Here is a 21,338-nt window from a genome sequence, read left to right as displayed (position 1 = left end):
CTATCCCGAAGCCCCCGTGACCCCCTGTGGCTCCCCGGCCTCAGCGCGAGAGTCGGTCGAGCCACTCCGTCATCAGAGCCGCCTCGGCTTCGGTGAGCGCCGACGGCGGGGACTGCGCAAGCAGCGCGGACAACCGGGCTGCCGTGGCGGGCAGTTGGGCCTCGTCGCGCTCGTCCCCGTCCGCCTCCGGTGAGGCCTCGGTGACGTCCGGGGTGAAGACGGCGGCATGCACCGCGTCCCGTACTCGTCGCGACAGGTCACGGTCGGCGAACGTCCCCGGACGGGCGACGAGCATGAGCGACACGCCCACATTGGCCGACATGATCATCTCGGCGGCCAGTTCGGGGGCCAGGCGCAACTTGCCCCGCGCCGCGGCCCGTTCGAGGTCCCGCGTGAGGATCTGGTGGGACTCCAGGGCCGCGGCGGGGGGCGTGCGCATGGCGGGCGAGTTCATCAGCCGGTACAGGTTCGGGTTCCGCAGCGCGAAGTCCACGTGGCTGTCCCAGCCGTCGCGCAGGTCGTCGACGGGGTTCGCGGTGGCCTCGCGCTGCCGCTTCGTCGCCAGGTACTTGTCGAAGCCGTGGTCCACGACGGCCGAGAGCAGCCCCTGCTTGTCGCCGAACTGCCGGTACAGCGCCGGGGCGCCCACCTGCGCCGCCTCGCACACGGCCCGCGTCGACACGTCGCCGTCCGCCGACCGCGCGACCAGGTCCGCGGCCACCCGCAGGATGCGCTCTCGCGTACTCACGCCCCGCTTCGGCCCCTCCGACTCGTCTGTCCCGCAGAACCCGTCGGACCCGTCGGACCCGTCGGACCCGGTCACACGATCCCGCCGTTGGCGCGCAGGACCTGTCCGTTGACCCAGCGGGCGGGCCCGGCGAGGAAGGAGACGACCTCGCTGATGTCCTGCGGGGTGCCCAGGCGCTCCAGCGGCGGCTGGGCGGCCATCCTTTCGATGGTCTGCTCGTCCTTGCCGTCCAGGAACAGGGCCGTGGCGGTCGGACCGGGGGCGACGGCGTTGACGGTGATGTCGCGGCCGCGCAGCTCCCTGGCCAGGATCAGGGTCATGGCCTCGACCGCCCCCTTGCTGGCGGCGTACGCGCTGTAGCCGGGGATCGCGAGCCCGACGACGGAGGTGGAGAAGTTGATGATCGCGCCGCCGGAGCGCAGTCGGCGCGCGGCCTGCTGGTCGACGACGAACGTGCCGCGGATGTTGGTGCGGTGCATCCGGTCGACGGCGTCCAGGTCGGCCTCGGCCAGCGGGGCGAGGGTCATCACGCCCGCCGCGTGGACGACCACGTCGACACCGCCGAAGGTCTCCTCGGCCGCGTCGAAGAGCGCGGACACCGCGCCCTCGTCGGCCACGTCCGCGCGGTGGGCGATCGCCGCTCCCCCGGCGGCGGCGATCGCGGCCACCGCCGCTTCGGCCTCGGTCTTGTTGCCCGCGTAGTTGACGACGACGGCGAACCCGTCGGCGGCCAGCCGCTCGGCGCTCTCGCGGCCGATGCCGCGCGAGCCTCCGGTGACGACGGCGACCCGGCGGGGCGCGGCCTGCTGCTGCTCGCTCATGGCGTTGCTCCCTGCTTCCGATGGCTGGGGCGGCCTTTTCCGCCACCCGATGGAATCAACGCTAACACTATGCGGGTAGCAACGCTACGATCCAGAGAGTGACGCCACGGCTCGGGCAGACGAAGGGCCCGCCACCGCAGCGGTGACGGGCCCCGTTCCGGCCGGCGGGGCGGCAGACGTGCCGCCGCCCCGAACTAGCCGCGATAGGTCTCCAGCAAGCGCAGCCACACCTCGCTGATCGTCGGATAGGCCGGGACCGCGTGCCACAGCCGGTCGATCGGCACCTCCCCCGCGATCGCCACCGTCGCCGAGTGGATGAGCTCGCCGACCGCGGGGCCCACGAAGGTCACGCCGAGCAGGACCTCGCGGTCCAGGTCGACGATCATGCGGGCGCGGCCTTCGTAGCCGTCCGCGTAGAGGCCCGAGCCCGCCACGTTCGCCATGTCGTAGTCCACGGCGCGCACGCGGCGCCCGGCGGATTCCGCCTCCGCGAGGGTCAGGCCCGCCGACGCCGCCTCGGGGTCGGTGAAGACCACCTGGGGTACGGCGTCGTGGTCGGCGGTGGCGGAGTGCGCGCCCCAGGGGTCGGTCTCCAGGAGCGGGACGCCCTGGGCGCGGGCGGTGATCGCGGCGCCGGCGATGCGGGCCTGGTACTTGCCCTGGTGGGTGAGGAGCGCGCGGTGGTTGGCGTCGCCCACCGCGTAGAGCCAGCTGGTCCCCTCCACCCGCAGGCTCTCGTCGACCGACAGCCAGGAACCGGGGTCGAGGCCGATCGTCTCCAGGCCCAGGTCGTCGGTGCGCGGGGCACGGCCCGTGGCGAAGAGGATCTCGTCGGCCTCGATGGTGCCGCCGCCGGTCAGGGTCGCGGTGACCGTGCCGTTCTCCCTGCTCACCGCCGTGACCGAGACGCCGGTGCGGACGTCCGCGCCCGCCTCCGTCAGCGCCTTGGCGACCAGTTCCCCGGCGAAGGGTTCCATGCGCGGAAGCAGGCCGTCGCCGCGCACGAGGAGCGTGACCTGCGAGCCGAGCGCCTGCCAGGCCGTGGCCATCTCCACGGCGACGACACCGCCGCCGACCACCACGAGCCTGCCGGGCACATGGTCCGCGCTGGTGGCCTCGCGGCTCGTCCACGGCTTCACGTCGGCCAGGCCCGGCAGATCGGGCAGGGCGGCGCGGGTGCCGGTGCACACCGCCACCGCGTGGCGGGCGGCGAGGGTCTGCTCGGTGCCGTCCGGGCCGGTGACACTCACCTGGCGCGTCCCGGCGATGCGGCCGTGGCCGCGGTAGAGGTCGACGCCGATGGACTCCAGCCAGCCGACCTGGCCGTCGTCCTTCCAGTGCGAGGTGTAGTCGTCCCGGTGTGCGAGGACCGCCGCCGCGTCCAGGTCACCCTGCACCGACTGGCGCAGTCCGGGCACCTTGCGCGCGTCCGCACGCGCGATGACCGGGCGCAGCAGCGCCTTGCTGGGCATGCACGCCCAGTACGAACATTCGCCCCCGACGAGTTCGCTCTCCACGATCGCCACGCTCAGACCGCCCGCACGGGCCCGGTCCGCCACGTTCTCCCCCACGGGGCCCGCGCCCAGGACCACTACGTCGTATGTTTTCGAATCCGTCATGAAAGCCAGTGTGGTCGCAGGTGTGCGACGTGGCCACACGGGTACGCGCGCGGACGAGCACGGGTGAACGCGTGGAATACGTCTGCCGCCCGGGCCGTTGTGCACAGCGGCTTCGACCGACAGCAGGAAGAAGGAAACACCATGAGCAGCGCGACTATGGAGCTCACGAAGGAAAACTTCGACCAGACGGTCACGGACAACGAATTCGTCCTGATCGACTTCTGGGCGGACTGGTGCGGCCCGTGCAAGTCGTTCGCGCCGGTCTACGACAAGGCCGCCGAGGCCAACCCCGACATGGTCTTCGGCAAGGTGGACACGGAGGCGCAGCCCGAGCTGGCCCAGGCCTTCGGCATCCAGTCGATCCCGACACTGATGATCGTGCGCGACCAGGTGGCCGTGTTCGCACAGCCCGGCGCGCTGCCCGAGGCAGCCCTCGAGGACGTCATCGGGCAGGCCAGGCAGCTGGACATGGACGAGGTCCGCAAGTCCGTCGCCGAGGAGCAGGCCAAGGCCCAGGCACAGCAGCAGGGGGAGTAAGGAAGCCCCCGTACAGACTTCCGAACCACAGGGTCAGCTGGACTCGCGGTGCACGGCCGTCGCACCGAGCACGTCGTGCACCTCGGGCTCCATGCCCGGGTTGCGCACGACCCGGTCGACGAGCTCCGCGAGCTTCTGACCCGACGGCAGCTCGATGCGGACCGTGCTGAGCCGCGGCCGCAGGAGCCTGCCGAGCATCAAGTCGTCGGCGCCGATCATCGCCGTCTCTCCGGGGACGGCGATGCCTTCGTCCTGCAACGCCCGCATCAGGAGCATCGCGTACTCGTCGTTGTACGTGAACACCCCGTCGATGCCCAGCGTGCGCCAGCGTGCCGCGAGGCGGGCCGCCGATTCTTCGTCGTAGGCCAGCGGCAGCTCGGTCACCGTGGCGCCCTGGCCGTGCCGGGCGGCGGTGCGGCGGACTCCGTCGGCACGCGGGCGTGCGAAGGGTTCGAGACCCTGCTCCCCGGGGATCACGACGCCGATGCGGCGGCTGCCGCGCTCCAGGAGATGCGCGGCGGCGTGGTGGCCGATCAGCCGCTGGTCCATGAGCAGGGCGTGGGCGCCCTCGGCCCGCTGCGGGCCCAGCGTGAAGACGGCCTTGGCGCCCGACCGCTTGAGGACGCTCACACCGCGCGCGCCAAGCCCTGACGCGCCGGGGGCCAGGACCGCCACCGGGCGCAGCTCGGCCCAGGCGCGGGCCGCGTCCTCGCCGGTCAGGCCGAGGCTGCCGTACTGCACGACGGTGTAGTCGAAGCGGCTGAGCGCCCACTGCAGCTCGTTGAAGAACTCGCTGAAGAGCGGGCCCGCCGGGATCTGCGGCGTGGGCATCAGGACGACACGGGTGTGTCCGGCGCGCAGGCTGCGGGCCGCGGCGTGCGGGACGTACCCCAGTTCCTTGGCGGCCTCGTGGACGCGGCGCCGCGTGGGCTCGCTGATGCGGACGGCGCTCGTGTTGTTCAGTACGTACGAGACGGTCGCGCGCGAGACTCCCGCAAGACGCGCCACGTCGGCGCTCGTCGGCACGGAGTACTGCGCGGACTGCTGCGCGGTCTTGTTCGGTATCTGCACCATGACGGGGTCATCCTTCCAGACGGTGCGAGGGCGCTCCCATGCGGGCTTGGGCGCATCCCTGACCTGAGTGGGAGCGCTCCCGCCCGCCGTGCGCGGCGTGAACTGCCCGGCCCCCGTACCGCGTTCGCCCCGTGCCGGTTAACGTGCGTGCACCCGCCCGTCGATCAAAGGTGCCCCCACATGACAGCCGACCGGGCCGACGGCCTCGCGCGCACCGCCCGTGCGCTGGCCGACGGAGAAGTGTCCGCACGCGCGCTCACGGAGCGGACGCTGGCGCGCATCGAGGCCTCGCAGCCCGTGCTCAACGCCTTCAAGCTGGTGCGCGCCGAGGCCGCGCTCGCCGAAGCGGACGCCGCCGACCGGGAGTTGGCCTCGTCCGGCGCCGCGGGACGGCCGCTGCTCGGTGTGCCGATCGCCGTGAAGGACGACACCGACATGGCGGGCGAGCCGACCGCGTTCGGCTGCCGGGGCGACTTCCCGCCGAAGCGGGAGGACGCCGAGTCCGTACGCCGGCTGCGGGCCGCCGGAGCCGTGATCGTCGGCAAGACCAACACATGCGAGCTGGGGCAGTGGCCCTTCACGGAAGGGCCCGGCTTCGGCGACACGCGCAACCCCTGGCACACCGGGCACACCCCCGGCGGCTCCTCCGGCGGTTCGGCGGCGGCCGTCGCCGCGGGGCTCGTGCCCGCGGCGCTCGGCTCCGACGGCGCGGGCTCGGTGCGCATCCCCGCCGCCTGGACCCATCTCGTGGGGATCAAGCCGCAGCGCGGCCGTATCTCGACGTGGCCCTGGCCCGAGTCCTTCAACGGCATCACCGTCAACGGCCCGCTCGCCAGGACCGTCGCCGACGCGGCCCTGCTCCTGGACGCGGCGAGCGGCAACCACGACGGCGACCTGCACAAGCCGCCCGCCATCCGCGCCGCAGAGGCGGCGACCCGCGACCCCGGGCGGCTACGGATAGCCCTCTCCCTGCGCATGCCGTTCACCGCGACCCCCAAGCGCCTGCATCCCGTGGTGCGCCGCAAAGTCATCGTTCTCGCGGACCGCCTCGCCGCCCTGGGCCATGACGTCGAGGAGGCCGACCCGCGCTACGGCCAGATCGGCCTCGACTTCGTGCCGCGCGCCACGGCCGGCATCACCGAATGGGCCCGCGAGGTGCCCGACCCGCGGCTGCTCGACCCGCGGACCAAGGAGGCGGCCCGCCTGGGACGGCTGCTCGGCGGTGCCCCGCTGCGCCTGGCCCGCCGCGCCGAAGCCGCCCTGCACCGCCGGGTCGGCGCGACCTTCTCGACGTACGACGTGGTCCTCACGCCCACCACCGCCACTCCCCCGCCCCGCGTCGGCACCATGGCCGCCCTCAGCGGCTGGCGCACCGACCAGGCGATGATCGCCGCCTGCCCCTACGCGTGGACCTGGAACGTCCTGGGCTGGCCCGGCGTCAACGTGCCCGCGGGACACGCCGGCGACGGCCTTCCGGTCGGCGCGCAACTGCTCGGGCCCGCGGGCAGCGAACCGCTCCTGATATCCCTCGCGGCCCAGTTGGAGGACGACCGGCGCTGGTACGAGCAGTGGCCGGACGCGGCCTAGGGGCCCATCGGGTGCCCCCGGCCCGCGGGTTGGTCCCGCCGGGTTCTACGGTGGCCCGCGTGACAGCCAACACCGATGACCCGCAGATGTCCGCGCACCCGGGACGCACGGGCCGCACCGCGACCACCGAGGCCGAGCCGCGCGAGGTCGGCCAGGTCCAGACGACGTACTCACCCGCCCACGACGGCGATCCCGACCCCGGCGAGATCGTCTGGACGTGGGTTCCCTACGAGGAGAACGACGGGCGCGGCAAGGACCGCCCCGTCCTCGTCGTCGCCCGCGAGGCGCGCGGCACGCTGCTCGCCGTGCAACTCTCCAGCAAGCAGCACGCGAACGACCGCGAGTGGGTGCCCATCGGCAGCGGTCCCTGGGACCGCGAGGGCCGTGACTCCTGGGTCGACATCGACCGGGTCCTGCGGGTGCACGACGCGGGCATGCGGCGCGAGGCGTGCGCTCTTGACCGGATGCGGTTCAACTTGGTCGTACGGCGGTTGCAGGAGCGCTACGGCTGGCGTTGAGCGCTACGACTCGCGTGGAGCTGAGCCCTGAGGGCGGGGCCGGGCCCCGCCCTTGAATCCCTCGCCGAACGTCTCCTCGAAGGCGGTCCGTGTCACCGCGCCGCGTGTGCGGTCGAGCACCCCGAAGACGATGTGCTCGAAGTGCCCGTGGAACCGGCCGCCTTCGTCGAGCAGCACCCGGAACGCGTCCGCCACCTGCGCGGGGTCGTTCTGGAAGACCCCGCAGCCCCACGCGCCGAGCACGAGCCGCCGGTAGCCGCAGGCGGCGGCGGTCTCCAGGACCCGCTCCGCACGGACCGCCAGGGCCCGCGGCAGCTCGGCGACGCGCTCAGGAGTCTGCCGAAGCACGACGCCCGCGTTCGGCGCGGCCGAGGTCAGGAAACCGACCTCGTACGCCTCGTCGAGGAGCCGGCCCTTGTCGTCGCGGAAGACCGGCACGGCCGGGGAGTGGATCACGCGGTCGCTGTAGAAGGGATCGCGGTGGGCGCGGTGGTGGTCGTAGAACTCCCGGACCGAGCGCACGCACGTGTACAGCGCCGAGCCGCGGCACAGCGCCTCCTCCTGTGCCTGGGCGCCGTTCAGATAGCCGCCGCCGGGATTGCGCGCGGAGGAGAAGTTCAGGACGGCCACGGGGCCCGGGTCCGCGCCCGTCAGCCGGTGGGCGGCCTCCAGGCTGCTCTCCGCGGTGACCTCGACTACCGTGGTGGTCAGCTCGGGCGGCCGTACGGGAGCCACGTCCAGGCCCGCCGGACCGAACATCCGCGTGCCGGAGCGCGCGGCGTCCACCGCATCCGCGATCACCACTTCGCGGCCACCCGGAGCGGCATACCACCCTGCCGCCACGATCTCCTCGGTCTGCTGCGCGATGCCACGCAGGCGCGCACTCATGCTCGCTCTCCCGCCCCGGACATGTCTCTGTCCCCCGTCTCGTACATGAACGCATCGTGAGCTCTGCGCGTCGCCCGCCGCAACACAATTCCCCGGCACTTGCCAGGGACCGGGGCACTCTTGTGCGAACGGCCGACAGGGTCTTGGGTAGGACGAGCGCTGCCGGCTCGGTCCCACCCCATATCGAGTTGACCGGGTGGTCCACAACCGTTGGACCAGGCAGAACTTGAACAGGAGGACCCCTGCAATGCCCGAGGGTGACTGTACGAAGTACCACGCGAAGTACGGCACCGCGGTCTCCGAGTCCGAAGCAGAGGCGCTGGTCACCGGCATCTGTTTCAAGACCGGACCACCGCGCGTCACCGGTGTCGAACTGGAATGGCTGATCCACGAGCCGCACCGGCTCCATCTGCCCGTACCCCCAGCCCGCCTCGAATCGGCATATGCCGCACTGCGGGCCCTGCCCCTGCACTCCCTGATCACCGTCGAACCGGGCGGCCAGCTGGAACTCAGCTCCCACCCCGCCGCCTCCCTCATGGAGTGCGTGTCCGACGTATCGGCCGATCTCGCTCTCGTACGTGATCGCCTCGCCACCCTGAATCTGACGCTCACCGGCCTCGGTGCCGATCCCTGGCGCCCGCCGTCCCGCATCCTGCACCGGCCGCGCTACGACGCGATGGAGAGCTATCTCGACCGCGCGGGCCCGGCGGGACGCCGCATGATGTGTTCCACGGCCTCCGTGCAGATCTGCCTGGACGCCGGACACGAGGAGCCGGGCCCGCTCGGTTACGGCCGGCGCTGGCGCCTCGCGCATCTCCTCGGCCCCGTGCTGGTCGCCGCGTTCGCGAACTCGCCGGTCCAGGACGGGCGTGCCACCGGCTGGCGCTCCACGCGGCAGGCCGTCTGGGCGTCGATCGATCCGGGTACGTCGGGCGCGCCGTCCCTGGACGCGGAGCCGCGGGCGGCCTGGACGCGGCATGTCCTGGACGCTCCGGTGATGTTCATCAGAGCCGGACAGGACGGGGAGAACGGGAACGGCGCAGACGGCGGGAACGACGCGGAGGGCGGGAACGCGGCGCCCTGGGCCGTGCCGGAAGGGCTGACCTTTCGCAGCTGGGCCCGCTCGGGCGCGCCGCGCCCGCCGACGGCCGAGGACCTGACCCATCATCTGACCACCCTCTTCCCGCCGGTACGCCCGCGCGGCCATCTGGAGCTGCGGATGGTCGACGCCCAGCCGGGCGCGCACGGCTGGATCGTGCCGCTCGCCGTGACCAGCGCGCTGTTCGACGACCCGCAGGCGGCCGAGACCGCCTACCGCACCCTGAAGTCGCTGGCCGAGAGCGCGTTTTTGCCCGGTGCGCCCGCGGCGCCGCGCAGCCCGCTGTGGCTGGACGCGGCGCGGCACGGGCTCGCCGACCCGGAGCTGCGCGAGGCCGCGGCCGCCTGTTTCGCCGCGGCGGCCGACGCGCTGCCCCGGATGGGCGCGAGCGCCGAGGTGCAAAGAGCCGTCGCCGCGTACGCCGAGCGGTATGTCTCGCGGGGCCGCTGCCCGGCCGACGATCTGCTCGACGGGCGCAAGGACGGCCACCACTACGACCACGAGCACGAGAAGGGCATCCTCCGATGACCGGAACAGTCAGCGACCCCGATGCGCTTCGGCAGCGCGCCCTGGCGGCGCTCCTGGCGGCCAGGGAGCGCACCTCGCTCCTCACCACGTGCGTGGAGGAGCCCGAACTGACCGCACAGCACTCGCCGTTGATGTCGCCGCTGGTCTGGGACCTGGCGCACATCGGCAACCAGGAAGAGCTGTGGCTGCTGCGGGCGGTGGCGGGCCGCGACGCCATGCGGCCCGAGATCGACGGCCTGTACGACGCCTTCGAGCACCCGCGCTCCGAGCGGCCGAGCCTGCCGCTGCTCGCGCCCGCCGAGGCCCGCGGCTACGCGGCCGAGGTGCGCGGGCGCGCCCTCGACGTCCTGGAGAGCACGCCCTTTCGCGGTTCGCCGCTGACCGACGCGGGCTTCGCGTTCGGCATGATCGCGCAGCACGAACAGCAGCACGACGAGACGATGCTGATCACGCATCAGCTGCGCTCGGGCCCCACGGCGCTCACGGCGCCCGATCCGGAGCCCGCGCCGCGGTTCGGCGGTCCGCCGGAAGTCCTCGTGCCGGGCGGCCCGTTCACGATGGGCACGTCCACGGAGCCGTGGGCCCTGGACAACGAACGTCCCGCGCACCACCGTCTGGTGCCGCCGTTCTTCATCGACACGACGCCGGTGACCAACGCCGACTATCAGCGCTTCATCGCCGACGGCGGCTACTCGGACCAGCGGTGGTGGACCCCGGCGGGCTGGGACATGGTCCGCGGCAACGGACTCTCGGCGCCGCTGTTCTGGCGTCACGAGGGCGGCCAGTGGCTGCGCCGTCACTTCGGGACCGTCGAGGCCGTACCGCCGGACGAGCCGGTCCTGCACGTCAGCTGGTACGAGGCGGACGCGTACGCACGGTGGGCGGGCCGGCGTCTGCCCAGCGAGGAGGAGTGGGAGAAGGCCGCCCGGCACGACCCGGCGAGCGATCGCTCGATGCGCTACCCGTGGGGTGACGAGGACCCCACGCCCGAACGCGCGAACCTGGGCCAGCGCCATCTGCGCCCGGCCCCGGCGGCCAGCTACCCGGCCGGTGAATCCCCGCTCGGCGTACGCCAGTTGATCGGCGACGTGTGGGAGTGGACGTCGAGCGACTTCCTGCCCTACCCGGGATTCTCCGCCTTCCCCTACCGCGAGTACTCGGACGTCTTCTTCGGCGGCGACTACAAGGTGCTGCGGGGCGGGGCGTTCTCCGTGGACGAGGTGGCGTGCCGGGGCACCTTTCGCAACTGGGACCACCCGGTGCGGCGGCAGATCTTCTCCGGGTTCCGCACGGCACGCGACGCCGACCCGACGGAGCGTGGCTGATGTGCCGTCATCTGGCGTTCCTGGGTCCCGAAGAGCCGCTCGGCAAGCTCCTCGTGGACCCCGCGCACAGCCTGTTCCGGCAGTCCTGGGCGCCGCGGCGGCAGCGCTACGGCACGGTCAACGCCGACGGGTTCGGGGTCGGCTGGTACGCCGGAGGCGATCCGGTGCCCGCGCGCTACCGCCGCTCCGGGCCGATCTGGGGCGACCAGTCCTTCGCCGACCTCGCCCGTGTCGTGCGGTCGGGCGCCCTGCTCGCCGCGGTGCGTGACGCGACCGAGGCGGGGGCGGACGGGGAAGCGGCGGCGGCGCCGTTCTCCGCCGGTACCTGGCTGTTCAGCCACAACGGAGCGGTCTCGGGCTGGCCGCGTTCGCTCGCACCGGTGGCCCGCGGTCTGCCGGCCGCCGAGCTGCTTTCCATGGAGGCGCGCTGCGACTCCGCGCTGGTGTGGGCGCTCGTCCTGCACCGGCTGCGCAACGGCGACGACGAGGGCCAGGCCCTCGCGGACACCGTCGTCGAGGTCGCCGCGGCGGCCCCCGGCTCGCGCCTGAACCTGCTGCTCACCAACGGCGAGACGATCACCGCGACCGCCTGGGGAGACACCCTCTGGTATCTCGCCGAACCGGGCCGCCGCACCGTCGTGGCCTCCGAGCCCTACGACGACGATCCGCACTGGTGCGAGGTGCCCGACCGCACACTGCTCGCCGCAAGCCGTAACGACGTTCTGCTGACCCCGCTCAAGGAGCCCACCGCGTGAGCCCGTTCCAGCTGACCCGCACACTGCCCGTGGACGCCACCGACGCCGCTCTGCGCGCCGACGTTCTCCAGGGCCTGACCGCTTCGCCCAAGACGCTGCCGCCCAAGTGGTTCTACGACGCGCGGGGCAGTGCGCTCTTCGACGAGATCACGACGCTTCCGGAGTACTACCCGACGCGCGCCGAGCGCGAGATCCTGCAGACCCGTGCCGCGGAGATCGCCGGGGTGACGGGTGCACGCACGCTGATCGAGCTGGGCTCGGGTTCGTCGGAGAAGACCCGCCATCTGATCGACGCGCTCGCGGACCTGCACACGTACGTGCCCGTGGACGTGAGCGAGAGCGCGCTCACCGGCGCCGCCAACACCCTGATCGCCTCGCGCCCGTCCCTGAACGTGCACGCCCTGATCGCCGACTTCACCCGGGGTCTGGCGCTGCCCGGCACGCCGGGTCCGCGTCTGGTCGCCTTCCTCGGCGGCACGATCGGCAACCTGCTGCCCGCCGAGCGCTCGGCGTTCCTGGCGTCGGTGCGCACCCTGCTCTCCCCCGGTGACGCGCTGCTGCTCGGCACGGACCTGGTGAAGGAGGAGTCGGTACTCGTCTCGGCGTACGACGACGGGTCGGGCGTCACGGCCTCCTTCAACAAGAACGTCCTGCACGTGATCAACCGTGAGCTGGGCGCGGACTTCGACCCCGACGCGTTCTCGCACGTGGCCGTCTGGGACCGCGAGCACGAGTGGATCGAGATGCGTCTGCGCTCCCTGGCCGCCCAGACGGTGAAGATCCCGGCGCTCGACCTGGCGGTCGACTTCCAGCGGCACGAGGAGATGCGCACCGAGATCTCGGCGAAGTTCCGCGAGGAGGGCGTGCGCTCCGAACTCGCCGCGGCCGACCTGAAGCTGACCCACTGGTGGACGGACGAGAGGGCACGCTTCGCGCTGTCGCTGAGCGTGGCGCGCTAGCAATCCCGGTCTCCGGGCGCGGACCGCGCGCCCGGAGACGGCCCCTCACGGCTCGCCATGAACCGCCAAGACCCGCTACGACCTGACGTCGAGCTCCTTGGTGATCCGGCGCGATGCTGCCTTCGCCTCCGTCTCCGGGTCGCTCCCGGCGAGGACCTTCGACATGTACGCCTTGATCGGGTTGTCGGCCTCCACGGCCGCCCACCTCGGCGAGGCGGGAGTGGCCCGGCCTTGAGCGGCGCCCGCGGCCATCGCGGCGATGCCTTCCTCGCTGGAGACGGCGGAGGCCAGAGTCGTCTTGTTCGGCACGTAGTTCATGGTCCGGGCCAGGTCCTTCTGCCACTTCTTGCCCGCAAGCGCCTCGATCACGGCGACCGCGCTCCTGCGGTCCTCGGTCTTCCCGCGCACCACGAGATCGGATCCGCCGGTGAAGACGGCGCCCGGCTTGGCGGCCGTCTTGCCGGGGATCGGGAAGTAGCCGAGCTTCCCCTTCAGTTCGGGGTTCTTCTCCTCGATGGCCCGCGCCGTGCCGGGCACGGCGACGATCTGCGCCACGTTGCCCTTGGCGAAGACGCCGGCCTGCGGCGGGTGCTCCTCGTCCGCGTCCTGCGGGCCGTCGCCCAGCGCCTGCAACTGCCGGTAGAACTCCATGCCCCGCAGCGCCGCCGCCGAGTGCAGGCTGCCCTCCCAGACGCCGCGCGTGCCCTTGTCCTCCGTGGCCAGCTCGCCGCCCTCGTCCCAGATGAATCCCGCCAGGGTGTACCAGTCCTGGCCCGCCAGGTAGATGCCCTGGTTGCCGCCGGAGTTGAGCCGCCGGGTATCGGCGATCCACTGCGCGCGCGTCTTGGGCGGCTCCTCGATCCCGGCCTGCGCGAAGAGGTCCTTGTTGTAGATGACGACGCGGTTGGCGGCGTACCACGGGATGCCGTACTGGCTGCCGTTGTACCGGCCGGGCTCGGCCAGACCCGGCAGCCAGTCCTTCATGCCGAGGTCGCGCGCGGACTCCAGGGTGAGGTCGTAGAGGCCGCCCTCGTCGACGTACTGGGCGACCTGGGTGTTGCCGACCTCGATGACGTCGGGCCCGTCCTCGTCCTTGAGCGCGGCCTTGACCTTGCCGCCGATGCCGGTCCACTCCTGGAGGCGTATCTCCAGGTCGATGTCGCCGTGTTGCTTCTCGAAGTCCGTGGTGAACCGCTTGATGAACTCGTCCGACGCGCTGCCCCGCATGAGCCACACGGTGACGGTCCGCCTGTCCTCTCCTCCGCCCGGCAGGACGCTGCAACCGGGGAGGAGCACGGTGACGGCGAGGGCGAGGGACAGGGACATGGCGGTGCGGCGGTGCGGTCTCACGTGGGTCACTTTCTTCCTGCGGACAGGGAAGGTCGGCCCGACGTGGGGGGAGCTCGGTTGGCTCGAACGGGTACGGCTGGATTTTGGTATGTACCAATGGGTCGGTCAAGTGGGGCGTCACACCGGGATCGGGGATACCGACGCCGATCCCGGGACAAATCAGCCGCCGGTACGGTCCTGACGGTCTCGCGGCTCGAACTGGACGGTGCCGCCGAGCACCCCGCGCCCACCGCCTCGCGCAGCGCCGCGTGGTGGGGCACGGTGGAGTGACGTCACGCCACAGCTGTGATGTCACCACACGGCGGAGAGGAACATCCTGATGTCCGACCACACCTATCGGGTCACCGAGATCGTCGGCACCTCGCACGAGGGCGTCGACCAGGCCATCCGCAACGGCGTCGCCCGCGCCTCGCAGACACTGCGCTCGCTGGACTGGTTCGAGGTCACCCAGGTGCGCGGCCACATCGAGAACGGCGAGATCGAGCACTACCAGGTGGGCCTGAAGGTCGGCTTCCGCCTGGAGGACGGGGACAGCGCCTGACCCCGCCGCCGAGCGGTCACGTCCGCCCTTCACGCTCCTGAGCGTCCTTCAACGCGGCGGACGTGCTCGCCCAGCGCGCCCGTACGACCCTGAAGCCCGCCCGCTCCGCCTCGTCGCACACCAACTCGTCGTCGTCCACCAGCATCCGGACCTCGCGGGACCCGGCGATCTTCTTGAGGATCTCCAGCTTGGTGCGGCGGGCGGGCCGCCGGTCGTCGTTGCGGCGCATCCAGATCCGCCCCTCCGGTAGTCCCTGCGCCGCCAGCCACGCCACGGTGTCCTTGCGGCAGCGCTCGGGCCTGCCGGTGAGGTAGACGACCTCGCACTCGCGCGTGCTCTCCAGGGCGAGAGCCACGCCCTGCTCGAGCGGCGGATCGTCCGGCGCGGCGGCGAAGAAGGCGGTCCAGTCGCGCGGCTTCGCCTCCAGGAAACGCTGGCGGTGCGCGGTGTCCGCGAGCGTGCCGTCCAGGTCGAATACGGCCAGTGGCCTGCTGTCGTCCGTCACGCGCCCAGGGTAGGCCGGTGGCCGAGTTCACGCGCGGGCCGGGCGAGGACACTGGCCCTGCCGAGCCGGGTGACGAGCTCCAGGTTGTCCCGGTAGGGGTCGTACGAGGCGACGATTCCGACCGGCCTCGGCTCCTCCTCGGCGGGCCCGCTCGGCTCGCAGCGGCCGCGCGCTGCGCCAGGCCGCGGAGGACCCGGCCGATGTCGTCAGGGAACACGAGTAGCCCCCGACCAGCCCAACCGTGAGGGGCAGGGCCGGACAAAGGCAGCGATGATGGGACCGAAGACGCGCAGTCGCCCCATCGACCTCAGAACGGTACAGAGATGAACAGCCATAGGGCAGCGGGGAACGAGGTCGTGGCCAGTCGTACGGTGTTCGGCGCACCCTGCTGGGTCAGCCTCACCACGCACGATCTGGGGGCCGCGGAGGAGTTCTACCACGCCGTCCTCGGGTGGGACTGGCGCATCGGCAAGCTGGGCGACCAGTACAGGTTCGCCAGCGTGGACGGAGTGCCGGTGGCGGGCGTGTCCGCCGTGGAGGCCATGGGCCAGGCAGCCGTCGCGTGGACCCCCTTCTTCGCCGCGTCCGACGCGAACGCGACCGTGGCCCGCAGTCAGGAGCGTGGCGGGACGACCGCCGTGGGGCCTCTTTCGTTCCCTCCGGGGCGGGCCGCTCTGCTGGCCGATCGCGACGGAGCGGTCTTCGGCGTCTGGGAGGGCGAGCTGGTGGCGGACTGGGAGGACTGGCGCCGTGCGGCTCCGGTCTTCGTGGAGCTGCACACCCGCGACGCCTTCGACGCGGCCATCTTCTACGCGGAGGTCCTCGGCTGGGCGTCCGCGGCCGCGGGCTGCTGCGAAGTCGGCTACGAGGACGAGAGGGTCGTCCTGCGCAACGAGGGCGACGTCGTGGCCCGCATCCATTCCGGCGCGGTGGAAGCGGCGCCCGACCCCGCGATCCGGCCGCGCTGGCAGATCCACTTCACGGTCGCCGACGTGGACGCGTGCGCCAGGGCCGCGCGAGATCACGGCGGCAGTGTCCTCGAGGGCGAGACGGGCGCGGCGGAGGCCGTCCTGGCCGATCCGGACGGGGCACGCTTCGTGGTGAACTCACGTCCCGCACGGTGATCGTCACGCCCTGCCCGCTGACCGGCCGGCCGTTCTGGCGGGCCGGGACAGCATGAGCAGGCTGTGGGGCTGCACGACGACGTCGCCGTCCGCCTTGTGCTCCACCTCGTCCGCGGCACCGCGGGGGTCCGTGGTGTCGATCCGCGTCGTCCAGCGTTCGCCGTACGCGGCGTCCGGCAGGTCGAAGACGACCGGCTCCCGGTAGCTGTTCAGGAGGAGCAGGAAGGAGTCGTCCACCACGGGGCCACCATGAGCGTCGGGCTCGGCGATGGCGTCGCCGTTGAGGAAGACCCCGACGGCGTGCGCGTCGGGGCGCCGCCAGTCCTCGTCCGTCATCTCGCGCGCGTCGGGCCGCAGCCACACCAGGTCCGGCATCGGCTGGCTCTCGTGTGTCGCGGTGTCGCCCCGGAAGAAGCGGCGTCTTCGCAACACCGGGTGCGCCGACCGGAGTTCGATGGCGCGGCGGGTGAAGTCGACGAGGTCCCGCTGTTCGCCGGTGAGGTTCCAGTCGATCCAGGAGATCTCGCTGTCCTGGCAGTAGGCGTTGTTGTTGCCCTGCTGGGTGCGGCCGAGTTCGTCGCCGTGCGCGAGCATCGGGATGCCCTGCGAGAACATCAGCGTGGCGAGGAAGTTGCGCTGCTGGCGCGCCCGGAGCTCCAGAATGCCCTCGTCGGCGGTGGGCCCTTCGACACCGCAGTTCCATGACCGGTTCGCGTTCTCGCCGTCCTGGTTGTTCTCGCCGTTGGCCTCGTTGTGCTTGTCGTCGTACGAGACCAGGTCGCGCAGCGTGAACCCGTCGTGTGCGGTGACGAAGTTGACGCTGGCGCGCGGGCGGCGGCGATCGTGCTGGTAGAGGTCGGACGAACCGGTGAGCCGGGACGCGAACTCGGCGAGCGTATGGTCGGCGCCGCGCCAGAAGTCCCGTACGGAATCCCGGTACTTGCCGTTCCACTCCGACCACAGGGGCGGGAAGTTGCCGACCTGGTATCCCCCGTCGCCGACGTCCCAGGGCTCGGCGATGAGCTTGACGCGGCCGACCACGGGGTCCTGCTGGACCAGGTCGAAGAATGCCGAGAGGCGGTCGACGTCGTGGAACTGCCGGGCCAGCGTGGCCGCGAGGTCGAACCGGAACCCGTCGACGCGCATGTCGGTGACCCAGTACCGCAGCGAGTCCATGACCAGCTGGAGGACGTTGGGGTGGCGCATCAGGAGGCTGTTGCCGGTTCCCGTGGTGTCGAAGTAGTGCGCCGGATCGCCCTCCGCCAGGCGGTAGTACGACGCGTTGTCGATGCCGCGGAAGGCGAGCGTGGGGCCGTTCTCGTTGCCCTCCGCGGTGTGGTTGTAGACCACGTCGAGGATCACTTCGAGCCCGGCCTTGTGCAGCGCCTTGACCATGGACTTGAACTCGGTGACCTGTTCGCCCCGCCAGCCGTGCGCGGCGTAGGCGTTGTGCGGCGCGAAGAAGCCGATGGAGGTGTAGCCCCAGTAGTTGGACAGGCCGCGGTCGCGCAGGAACCCGTCCTGGATGTACTGGTGCACCGGCATCAGCTCGACCGCGGTCACGCCGAGCGACGTGAGGTGGTCGATGACCGGCTCGGTCGCGAGACCCGCGTAGGTGCCCCGCAGCCCGGCGGGGACTCCGGGGTGCGTACGGGTCAGGCCGCGCACATGTGCCTCGTACACGACGGTCTCGGCGTACGGCCGCCGGGGCGGTCTGTCGTCCTCCCAGGCGAAGTACGGGTCGGTGACCACCGAGAGCGGGGTGTGCGAGGCGCTGTCCGCCGGTTCGGGGCCCCGCGCCGCGCGCTCGTAGAGCGAGGGGTCGTTGTCCATCTGCCCCTCGATGGCCCTGGCGTAGGGGTCGAGGAGCAGCTTGGCGGGGTTGCACCGGTGGCCTGCCGCCGGGTTCCAGGGGCCGTGTACCCGGTAGGCGTAACGCTGGCCTGGGCCGATCCCCGGCAGGTAGCAGTGCCAGACGAAGCCGTCGACTTCGGAGAGCGGCACGCTGCGGTGCGTGTCGTCGTCGTCGACGAGTACCAGTTCCACGTGTTCGGCTACCTCGCTGAACAGCGCGAAGTTGGTTCCTTCGCCGTCGGTTGTGGCGCCCAGGGGGAAAGGGGCTCCGGTCCAGGTGCGCACGCGACTGCCTCCCTGCGGACGGGCGGTTCTGGGTGAGGCACGGCTCGGCGTCGGGTCACGGCACGGCGTTGAGTCACCGCTCGGCGTTCCGTCACCGCTCGGCGTTCCGTCACGGCCCTGCGTTCAACGGCCGTGCGTTCACGCGGGCGGGCCCGCGAGGGCGGCGGCGGGGACGTCCCGGGGCGCTTCCAGCGCCTCGCGCAGGCTGGGGCCTGGCGTTCCGGGTGACAGCCGGGCGTGTTCGGCCGCGCGCACGCGGCGCGAGAACCAGATGATCTTGCCGTCCGTCGACGGGCAGCTGCCCCAGCCGTCGCTCAGCGCGGCGATCTGCGTCAGGCAGCCCTGCGGCCCGTAGTGCCGCTGGGGAAGTTCACGGTTGCGGTCCGACACGGCGGTGATGAGGTGCTGGCCGTTCCACCACATTTCCACGACGGCCCTCTTGTCCGCTCCGTGCTCCTCGATCGCGTGCAGCAGCACTCCGGTGCAGTAGCCGACGGGTTCGACGAGAACCGCGAGGCCCCAATGCTTCAGATGCGCGACCAGAATGCGCCTGACCTGCTCTGTCCTCTCCGAGCTGACCTCCACATCGAGGTGGTAGTAGCAGGGGATCGCGGCTTTCATCGCTCCTGGCTCCTCTCGGCGAAGCTCCCGGTCCTTCTCGGTCTTGCGGCCGAGCCCCGAACACGGAACGTGAGCACTGATCACTTCTGCGTCAGTCTCAGCGTGCGAGCGCTACTCCATTTGCGCAACAGGAACCCCGGGCGCCTCCTGGTGCTCAACAGGACGCTGGGTGCTCATGCGTGCACCATGAGTCATGAAGGTCGACCGGTGTGCCACACCGGTGTCCGCGCGGGACGGGATCGCACCCATCAGGTGCACACCTCGCGCGCCATCAGCGAACGAGAAGGTGACCAGCGTGGTGCTGCTGCCCGCAAAGGCCGATGTCGCACGGCATTTGGGCGACTACAGGGAATGGGAGCGGCTGCGGCTCGCCCATCCCGCGGACAGCTCCGTGCGGATGCGCTTCGAGGACACCGCGCACACCCTTTGCGTACTGATGGGCGAGTGCAAGGCACGGATCGCCGCCGACGCGGCAGAGCTCTACCTGCGCCCGCGCACCACACGCCGGGTACGACCGCCCCTGGGCCTCCGGGGGCGATGACCGACGCGCGGCTCCCGAGCCGCTCTGCACATAAAGACGGGCGCACCTGGGGCGCAGATTCGGCGGAGGAGAGAGCGATGACAGCAGCTCCCAAGGCGACCCCTGTTCCCACCGCACCTCCCGGGACTTCCCCCGCCCCCGTCCCCACCGGCGTCTCCACGCCCGTCCTGGACGTCCGCCCGCTCGTCGATTGCGGCCGGCGCCCGGCGAAGGCTGTCTCCGGCGAGACGTTCCAGGTCACGGCCACCGTCTTCGGTGAGGGCCAACTGGCGGTCGGGGCCAACGTCGTCCTGCTGGGTCCCGGCGACTCCGGTGAGGGCGGCGAGCCCTGGATCCCGATGCGGGAACTGTCACCGGGCAGCGACCGCTGGGGTGCGGACGTCACCCCGGACGCCGAGGGGCACTGGACCTACGCCGTGGAGGCCTGGGCGGACCCCGTGAAGGGCTGGCGGCACGCCGCCGAGATCAAGGTCCCCGCCGGCATCGACGCCGGGCTGATGCTCGAAGAGGGCGCGCTGCTGTACGAGCGCGCGGCATCCGGAGCTCCCGAAGGGGCGCGGCGGCAGGTACTCCTTGCCGCCGCCGAAGCGCTGCAGGACGACTCGCGGCCCCCGGCCGAACGCCTGGCGGCCGTGCTGACTCCCGGGGTGGACGCGGTACTTGCGCGATACCCCCTGCGCGAGCGGATCTCCCGCTCCCCCGCGCTTCCCTTGCTGGTGGAGCGTCCGCGGGCGTTGTTCGGGTCGTGGTACGAGTTCTTCCCGCGTTCGGAGGGCGCGATCATCGAGGAAGGCCGGCCGCCACGCTCCGGCACCCTGCGCACCGCCTCCGACCGGCTCCCGGCGATCGCCGCGATGGGCTTCGACGTCGTCTACCTGCCCCCGATCCACCCCATCGGGACCACTTTCCGCAAGGGTCCCAACAACTCCCTGTCCCCCGGCCCGCACGACGTCGGGGTGCCCTGGGCGATCGGCTCCCCCGAGGGCGGCCACGACGCGATCCACCCGGACCTGGGCACCCTGGAGGACTTCGACGCCTTCGTGCACCGCGCCACCGGCCTGGGCCTGGAGATCGCCCTGGACTTCGCCCTGCAGTGCTCCCCCGACCACCCCTGGGTGGACAAGCACCCCGAGTGGTTCGCGCACCGCGCCGACGGCTCCATCGCCTACGCGGAGAACCCGCCCAAGAAGTACCAGGACATCTACCCGCTGGCCTTCGACCGCGACATGCCGGGCCTGGTCGCCGAGACCCTGCGCCTGCTGCGGTTCTGGATGAGCCACGGCGTGCGCATCTTCCGCGTCGACAACCCGCACACCAAACCCGTCGCCTTCTGGGAACAGGTCCTGGGCGACATCAACCGCACCGACCCCGACGTCATCTTCCTGGCCGAGGCCTTCACCCGCCCCGCCATGATGCACACCCTGGCCGCGATCGGCTTCCAGCAGTCCTACACCTACTTCACCTGGCGCAACACCAAGCAGGAGCTCACCGACTACCTGACCGAGCTCTCCGGCGAGACCGCCGCGTACCTGCGCCCCAATCTGTTCGTGAACACGCCGGACATCCTGCCCGGCTACCTCCAGGACGGCGGCCGCGCGGCCTTCGAGGTGCGCGCGGTACTGGCGGCCACTCTCGCGCCGAGCTGGGGCATGTACGCCGGTTACGAGTTGTGCGAGAACACCGCGCTCCGCCCGGGCCGCGAGGACTACCTGGACTCGGAGAAGTATCAACTGCGGCCGCGTGACTGGGAGTCGGCGCAGCGCACGGGCTCCACCATCGCGCCCCTCATCACCACGCTCAACCGGATCAGGCGCGACCACCCCGCGCTGCGCCTGCTCAGGAACCTTCATTTCCATGAGGCCGACCACGACGCGGTCATCGCCTACAGCAAGCGCGCGGGTCAGGACACGGTTCTGGTGGTCGCCAACCTGGATCCGCATCACGTACGGGAGGCGACGGTGTCATTGGACATGCCGGCGCTCGGCCTGGACTGGCATGCGAGCGTGCCGGTGCGCGACGAGCTCACCGGCCACACCTACCACTGGGGCAGGACCAACTA

Annotated in this window: 19 protein-coding genes and 1 pseudogene; 11 read left to right on the top strand and 9 right to left on the bottom strand. The window is 71.7% G+C overall.

Features of this window, described 5'->3' with window-relative positions; all coding sequences use genetic code 11:
- Nucleotides 1-40 precede the first annotated feature (40 nt).
- The 3 genes from ABZ906_RS30355 to ABZ906_RS30345 form a co-directional block, all read right to left on the bottom strand.
- Entirely contained in the window at nt 41-748 is a 708-nt protein-coding gene (locus tag ABZ906_RS30355; RefSeq protein WP_361388099.1) for a TetR/AcrR family transcriptional regulator, read from the bottom strand.
- Between the two features lie 71 nt (nt 749-819).
- Complete coding sequence (locus ABZ906_RS30350; protein WP_361388096.1) at nt 820-1,569, bottom strand: SDR family oxidoreductase; 750 nt, start codon at nt 1,567-1,569, stop codon at nt 820-822.
- 194 nt (nt 1,570-1,763) lie between these two features.
- Nucleotides 1,764-3,188, bottom strand: a complete 1,425-nt coding sequence (locus tag ABZ906_RS30345; RefSeq protein WP_361388093.1) for an NAD(P)/FAD-dependent oxidoreductase — start codon at nt 3,186-3,188, stop codon at nt 1,764-1,766.
- Nucleotides 3,189-3,329: 141 nt separating this feature from the next.
- On the opposite strand from ABZ906_RS30345, the gene trxA reads away from it, so the two are divergent.
- Nucleotides 3,330-3,725: a thioredoxin gene (trxA, locus tag ABZ906_RS30340; protein WP_361201155.1), complete on the top strand. Its 396-nt coding sequence runs from the start codon at nt 3,330-3,332 to the stop codon at nt 3,723-3,725.
- Between the two features lie 33 nt (nt 3,726-3,758).
- On the opposite strand, the gene ABZ906_RS30335 is transcribed toward trxA, so the two are convergent.
- A complete protein-coding gene (locus ABZ906_RS30335; protein WP_361388090.1) occupies nt 3,759-4,799 on the bottom strand; it encodes a LacI family DNA-binding transcriptional regulator in 1,041 nt (346 codons plus the stop codon).
- Nucleotides 4,800-4,979: 180 nt separating this feature from the next.
- On the opposite strand from ABZ906_RS30335, the gene ABZ906_RS30330 reads away from it, so the two are divergent.
- Both ABZ906_RS30330 and ABZ906_RS30325 read left to right on the top strand, forming a co-directional pair.
- Nucleotides 4,980-6,386 (top strand): amidase, encoded by a 1,407-nt coding sequence (locus ABZ906_RS30330; protein WP_361388087.1) that lies wholly within the window; start codon nt 4,980-4,982, stop codon nt 6,384-6,386.
- Between the two features lie 86 nt (nt 6,387-6,472).
- The gene (locus ABZ906_RS30325) at nt 6,473-6,904 is read left to right on the top strand and encodes a type II toxin-antitoxin system PemK/MazF family toxin (RefSeq protein ID WP_361201183.1); all 432 of its coding nucleotides are present in this window, start codon (nt 6,473-6,475) and stop codon (nt 6,902-6,904) included.
- 3 nt (nt 6,905-6,907) lie between these two features.
- On the opposite strand, the gene ABZ906_RS30320 is transcribed toward ABZ906_RS30325, so the two are convergent.
- Complete coding sequence (locus ABZ906_RS30320) at nt 6,908-7,792, bottom strand: TIGR02452 family protein (protein ID WP_361388084.1); 885 nt, start codon at nt 7,790-7,792, stop codon at nt 6,908-6,910.
- A gap of 247 nt (nt 7,793-8,039) precedes the next feature.
- On the opposite strand from ABZ906_RS30320, the gene egtA reads away from it, so the two are divergent.
- The 4 genes from egtA to egtD are packed head-to-tail and all read left to right on the top strand — an operon-like array spanning nt 8,040 to nt 12,458.
- On the top strand, nt 8,040-9,419 hold the full coding sequence (gene egtA / locus ABZ906_RS30315) for an ergothioneine biosynthesis glutamate--cysteine ligase EgtA (protein ID WP_361388081.1): 1,380 nt from the start codon (nt 8,040-8,042) through the stop codon (nt 9,417-9,419).
- Nucleotides 9,416-10,744 (top strand): ergothioneine biosynthesis protein EgtB, encoded by a 1,329-nt coding sequence (egtB, locus tag ABZ906_RS30310; protein WP_361388078.1) that lies wholly within the window; start codon nt 9,416-9,418, stop codon nt 10,742-10,744. The genes egtA and egtB overlap by 4 nt, the downstream gene beginning before the upstream one ends.
- Nucleotides 10,744-11,499: an ergothioneine biosynthesis protein EgtC gene (gene egtC, locus ABZ906_RS30305; RefSeq protein ID WP_361388075.1), complete on the top strand. Its 756-nt coding sequence runs from the start codon at nt 10,744-10,746 to the stop codon at nt 11,497-11,499. Before egtB ends, egtC begins: the two co-directional genes overlap by 1 nt.
- Nucleotides 11,496-12,458, top strand: a complete 963-nt coding sequence (gene egtD / locus ABZ906_RS30300; RefSeq protein ID WP_361201169.1) for an L-histidine N(alpha)-methyltransferase — start codon at nt 11,496-11,498, stop codon at nt 12,456-12,458. Before egtC ends, egtD begins: the two co-directional genes overlap by 4 nt.
- 75 nt (nt 12,459-12,533) lie before the next feature.
- On the opposite strand, the gene ABZ906_RS30295 is transcribed toward egtD, so the two are convergent.
- Complete coding sequence (locus ABZ906_RS30295; RefSeq protein ID WP_361201185.1) at nt 12,534-13,784, bottom strand: extracellular solute-binding protein; 1,251 nt, start codon at nt 13,782-13,784, stop codon at nt 12,534-12,536.
- 343 nt (nt 13,785-14,127) lie between these two features.
- On the opposite strand from ABZ906_RS30295, the gene ABZ906_RS30290 reads away from it, so the two are divergent.
- Nucleotides 14,128-14,349 carry a dodecin gene (locus ABZ906_RS30290; protein WP_190078819.1) on the top strand — a complete coding sequence of 74 codons (222 nt, stop codon included), beginning with the start codon at nt 14,128-14,130 and terminating at the stop codon, nt 14,347-14,349.
- Between the two features lie 16 nt (nt 14,350-14,365).
- Here ABZ906_RS30290 and ABZ906_RS30285 read toward each other — a convergent pair whose 3' ends face one another.
- On the bottom strand, nt 14,366-14,854 hold the full coding sequence (locus tag ABZ906_RS30285; RefSeq protein ID WP_361388072.1) for a hypothetical protein: 489 nt from the start codon (nt 14,852-14,854) through the stop codon (nt 14,366-14,368).
- Nucleotides 14,855-15,177: 323 nt separating this feature from the next.
- Between ABZ906_RS30285 and ABZ906_RS30280 the strand changes: the two genes are divergently transcribed.
- Nucleotides 15,178-15,978, top strand: a complete 801-nt coding sequence (locus ABZ906_RS30280) for a VOC family protein (RefSeq protein ID WP_361388069.1) — start codon at nt 15,178-15,180, stop codon at nt 15,976-15,978.
- Nucleotides 15,979-15,981: 3 nt separating this feature from the next.
- Here ABZ906_RS30280 and glgX read toward each other — a convergent pair whose 3' ends face one another.
- Both glgX and ABZ906_RS30270 read right to left on the bottom strand, forming a co-directional pair.
- Nucleotides 15,982-18,117, bottom strand: a complete 2,136-nt coding sequence (gene glgX, locus ABZ906_RS30275; protein ID WP_361388066.1) for a glycogen debranching protein GlgX — start codon at nt 18,115-18,117, stop codon at nt 15,982-15,984.
- 138 nt (nt 18,118-18,255) lie between these two features.
- On the bottom strand, nt 18,256-18,738 hold the full coding sequence (locus tag ABZ906_RS30270; RefSeq protein WP_361388063.1) for a pep a2: 483 nt from the start codon (nt 18,736-18,738) through the stop codon (nt 18,256-18,258).
- Nucleotides 18,739-19,036: 298 nt separating this feature from the next.
- On the opposite strand from ABZ906_RS30270, the pseudogene ABZ906_RS30265 reads away from it, so the two are divergent.
- Nucleotides 19,037-19,228 (top strand): annotated as a pseudogene (locus ABZ906_RS30265) (DUF5133 domain-containing protein); the annotation flags it as partial.
- 128 nt (nt 19,229-19,356) lie between these two features.
- A partial coding sequence (locus ABZ906_RS30260) for an alpha-1,4-glucan--maltose-1-phosphate maltosyltransferase (RefSeq protein ID WP_361388060.1) occupies nt 19,357-21,338 on the top strand: 1,982 nt, incomplete at its 3' end.

The organism is Streptomyces sp. NPDC046925 (genome assembly GCF_040644915.1).
In the GTDB taxonomy this organism is placed as follows: Bacteria; Actinomycetota; Actinomycetes; order Streptomycetales; family Streptomycetaceae; genus Streptomyces.
The sequence above is the reverse complement of the archived record's forward strand: the minus strand, read 5'-3'. Positions and strand labels throughout refer to the sequence as shown.

What these genes read in the sequence shown, in the direction of transcription:
- ABZ906_RS30295 (WP_361201185.1), bottom strand. Translation starts at nt 13,784, where the DNA reads ATGTCCCTGTCCCTCGCCCTCGCCGTCACCGTGCTCCTCCCCGGTTGC.
- ABZ906_RS30280 (WP_361388069.1), top strand. Translation starts at nt 15,178, where the DNA reads ATGAACAGCCATAGGGCAGCGGGGAACGAGGTCGTGGCCAGTCGTACG.
- ABZ906_RS30290 (WP_190078819.1), top strand. Translation starts at nt 14,128, where the DNA reads ATGTCCGACCACACCTATCGGGTCACCGAGATCGTCGGCACCTCGCAC.
- trxA (WP_361201155.1), top strand. Translation starts at nt 3,330, where the DNA reads ATGAGCAGCGCGACTATGGAGCTCACGAAGGAAAACTTCGACCAGACG.
- egtB (WP_361388078.1), top strand. Translation starts at nt 9,416, where the DNA reads ATGACCGGAACAGTCAGCGACCCCGATGCGCTTCGGCAGCGCGCCCTG.
- ABZ906_RS30335 (WP_361388090.1), bottom strand. Translation starts at nt 4,799, where the DNA reads ATGGTGCAGATACCGAACAAGACCGCGCAGCAGTCCGCGCAGTACTCC.
- egtC (WP_361388075.1), top strand. Translation starts at nt 10,744, where the DNA reads ATGTGCCGTCATCTGGCGTTCCTGGGTCCCGAAGAGCCGCTCGGCAAG.
- egtA (WP_361388081.1), top strand. Translation starts at nt 8,040, where the DNA reads ATGCCCGAGGGTGACTGTACGAAGTACCACGCGAAGTACGGCACCGCG.
- ABZ906_RS30320 (WP_361388084.1), bottom strand. Translation starts at nt 7,792, where the DNA reads ATGAGTGCGCGCCTGCGTGGCATCGCGCAGCAGACCGAGGAGATCGTG.
- ABZ906_RS30350 (WP_361388096.1), bottom strand. Translation starts at nt 1,569, where the DNA reads ATGAGCGAGCAGCAGCAGGCCGCGCCCCGCCGGGTCGCCGTCGTCACC.
- ABZ906_RS30330 (WP_361388087.1), top strand. Translation starts at nt 4,980, where the DNA reads ATGACAGCCGACCGGGCCGACGGCCTCGCGCGCACCGCCCGTGCGCTG.
- ABZ906_RS30345 (WP_361388093.1), bottom strand. Translation starts at nt 3,188, where the DNA reads ATGACGGATTCGAAAACATACGACGTAGTGGTCCTGGGCGCGGGCCCC.
- ABZ906_RS30270 (WP_361388063.1), bottom strand. Translation starts at nt 18,738, where the DNA reads ATGAAAGCCGCGATCCCCTGCTACTACCACCTCGATGTGGAGGTCAGC.
- ABZ906_RS30325 (WP_361201183.1), top strand. Translation starts at nt 6,473, where the DNA reads ATGTCCGCGCACCCGGGACGCACGGGCCGCACCGCGACCACCGAGGCC.